This window comes from Rhodopirellula maiorica SM1, from assembly GCF_000346295.1.
GTDB classification, from domain to species: Bacteria; Planctomycetota; Planctomycetia; order Pirellulales; family Pirellulaceae; genus Novipirellula; species Novipirellula maiorica.
The window spans coordinates 1-3248 of the sequence record NZ_ANOG01000925.1; the positions used below are offsets into that span (position 1 = coordinate 1).

2 protein-coding genes are annotated in these 3248 nt (G+C 57.8%); both read left to right on the top strand.

From position 1 onward, the window contains the following. The first annotated feature begins 373 nt into the window (after window positions 1-373). Window positions 374-2497, top strand: coding sequence for a heavy metal-binding domain-containing protein (locus tag RMSM_RS29310; RefSeq protein WP_008705939.1), 2124 nt, complete (start codon window positions 374-376; stop codon window positions 2495-2497). Window positions 2498-2508: 11 nt separating this feature from the next. Beyond that, a partial coding sequence (locus RMSM_RS29315) for an efflux RND transporter permease subunit (RefSeq protein ID WP_008705942.1) occupies window positions 2509-3248 on the top strand: 740 nt, incomplete at its 3' end.

Sequence of the window (3248 nt, forward strand, 5' to 3'; positions counted from 1 at the left end):
CTTTCAATTCGTCCAGGCCAACCGATGTCACGATTGCCGATCGGCGATCTCTCACCGCATTTCTCTCAGCGGTTTCTTTGCATCTGGCGCATCTAGCGTCGTCTCGATAGGAGAGCTGCGCGCTTGTAGCTCCTCGTTTTCAAGTTGGCTTTCACGCGAATGACGCTGCGCGTTCGATCCGTGTGAACTCTATCCAGATGCATTCCCTACGCGATCTGATCGCGTCACCAAAACAATGAACCGGTCACAGCCTGGAGGCGATGACTGGTCGATCATGCGATCCCCTCGGTCGCATCGTCGCCCAGCCACCTCTTGAGCTGACGTTCGTGGATGGAACCACAAACGCGTGCCGGAAAACGCCGCGAGAACTGTCATGAATCAGGACGAACCAATCGAACCCAACGAAGTCGAAGTTGACGACCAAGTTAGCAGCGTCGATGCGGATGCGCCGACCGATAGCGAGCCAGTGGAAACGGTGCCCGAAGAAACCACCGCGCCTGTTGAAGCCAAACCGACCGCACCGCAAAGTGGTGGCGGTATGAAGTGGCTGGTGCGCACGGGTGTGCAAGCCGCAACGGTCTTCGTCGTTGCCGGACTCGTGTTTTTCCTGCTCGGGGTCGCCCAGAGGACTGAGTGGTTGACCGCCGATGGTTTCTCGGGCGGCCAAGGCGAATCCGTCGCGGAAGCCGGCGGTGGCGAAGACAAACGATACATCTGCCCGATGATGTGTACGCCACCGTCGACCGAACCAGGTCGCTGCCCCGTCTGTGCGATGGAACTGGTCGAAGCGACCGGCGGGGGCGGCGGCGATGGTATCTCGGTCACCATCGAACCATCCGCCCGGCGATTGGTCGGTATTCAAACCACGATGTCGAAGATGGGCGAAGTCAATCGAACGATCCGCACCATCGGCTCGATCGACTTCGACGAAAGCCAACTTTCGACCATCAGTGCATACATCGACGGCCGCTTGGAAAAGATGTACGCGAACTACGCTGGCGTGAAAGTCAATGAAGGCGACGATCTGGCGTTGATCTACAGCCCACAGCTCTACACCGCACAAACCGAGTTCATCACCAGCATGAACAGCGATGGCAAGATCGGTCGCTTTCAAATCTCCGTCGGCGATCTGAACAAGATGGCACGGGAAAATTTGACGGAACTGGGCATGACGGAAAGTCAGATCGAGCAGTTGGGGAAGTCGGGTAAACCAATGTCGCGCATCCGAATCAAGTCACCGCAGAGAGGAACCGTTATCGAAAAGTCAGCGGTTGAGGGCGACTACGTGAAAACGGGAGACAAGCTTTACCGTGTAGCCGACCTAAGCAGTGTTTGGTTGATGCTTGATCTGTTTCCCGATGACACTTCGGCTGTTCGGTTTGGTCAACAAGTTGAAGCGGAAATTCAGTCGATGCCGGGCGAAGTATTCACGGGCCGCGTCGCTTTCATTGACCCGACCGTGAACCCGAAGACTCGAACGGTACGCGTCCGTGTCGAGATCATGAACTTTGACGGCAAACTGCGACCGGGCGACTACGCCACTGCTCGCGTGACCGTGCCGGCGATCCCAATGGACCAAGTTTACGATCCGGCGCTGGCGAACAAATACATCAGCCCGATGCACCCGCAAGTCATCCGTGACGAACCGGGCAAGTGCCCGCTTTGTGATATGGATTTGGTGCCGACGTCGCAGCTCGGGTTCGCATCAGAACCTCTGCCGATGCAGCAAGTCGTGACCGTGCCGCGAGATGCCGTGCTTTTGGCTGGTGAAAACAGCGTGATCTACGTCGAAACCGAACCGGGACGTTTTGAGATTCGACGAGTGACGGTCGGTCCCATGAATCGCAAAGAAGCGGTGATTGTGGAAGGACTTTCAGCTGGTGAGACGGTTGCGACCGGCGGCAATTTCCTGATCGACTCACAAATGCAGCTCGCCGGCAATCCTTCGTTGATGGACCCGACGAAAGCACCGAGCTATTCGCCGGGACCGCTGGAACTTCCCAACACCACTCCTGTCATGCTGGCCAGCGACGCTGGCAAAACGCTTGATCGAACCTACGACGCCTACTTTGAAATCCAGTGTGCGATGGCGGCCGACCGAACGCCGCCGCCCGTCGCGTTGAACACGCTGATCGAAGGACTCCGCGAACTAGAAATGTCGGCCCGCGTTCCCGATGAAGCTCAGCGCGGGTTCGCAACCGCTCGCCGCGCGGCGTCACGCATGGACGGTTCGTTGGAAACGGCTCGCGAGGCCTATCGCGGCGTCAGTCATGCGATGTTGCGAGCGGCTACGGTGGCTCGCGGGCCGAAGACGGCTGTGAGGTTGACGCACTATTACTGCCCGATGGTTCCCGGAGGCGGTGGTGACTGGATGCAGCCCGGCGGTGATTTGCAGAACCCGTATTGGGGCAGCGAGATGCTGACGTGCGGCGAAGTCGTTCGTAATATGGCGATGCCCGCGGGCATGGTTCCCTCAATCGCTCGCACCGTGCAGTAAGGAGACGAACCATGCTTAATCTAATCATTCGCTTCTGCGTTAAAGAACCTTGGCTGGTGGTATTGCTGACCATTGGTCTGAGCGTCGCTGGCTGGGTCAGCTTCAAGTCGATTCCGATCGACGCGATTCCTAACATTGGCGAGAACCAAGTCATCGTGTTGACGCCTTGGCCGGGTCGCTCGCCAAAGGACATCGAAGACCAAGTCACCTATCCGCTGAGCGTTTCGTTGCTCGCTGTTCCCGGCGCGGAATCGGTGCGTGGCAAGAGCATGTTCGGCTACAGCTTCGTGCAGGTTACGTTTAAGGACGAGATCGACTTTTATTGGGCACGCAGTCGAGTTTCTGAGCAACTCGGCAGTGCGGCGTCACAGCTACCCGATGGGGTCGTGCCACAACTTGGACCAGACGCGACCGGATTGGGACAGGTTTACTACTACACGTTACAACCGCCCGATGAAGGCATGGGGCTGGCGGAACTTCGCAGCATGCAAGACTTCGTCGTGAAGTACGAGTTGCAGGCGGTCGAAGGGGTCAGCGAGGTCGCGTCGATCGGCGGTTACGTTCGCCAGTATCAAATCGAAGTCGATCCCGACAAGCTTCGCTTTCACAACGTATCGCTCGACAAGTTGGCGATGGCGATCAAGGGATCGAACTTGGACGTCGGTGCTAAGACAGTCGAAACGACCGGCATGGAGTTCATCGTCCGCAGCAAGGGGTTCCTCGGCTCTGGCGGTGACAAAGACAAAGCGGG

Coding starts and splice junctions, on each gene's coding strand:
- RMSM_RS29310 (WP_008705939.1), top strand. CDS start 374: ATGAATCAGGACGAACCAATCGAACCCAACGAAGTCGAAGTTGACGAC.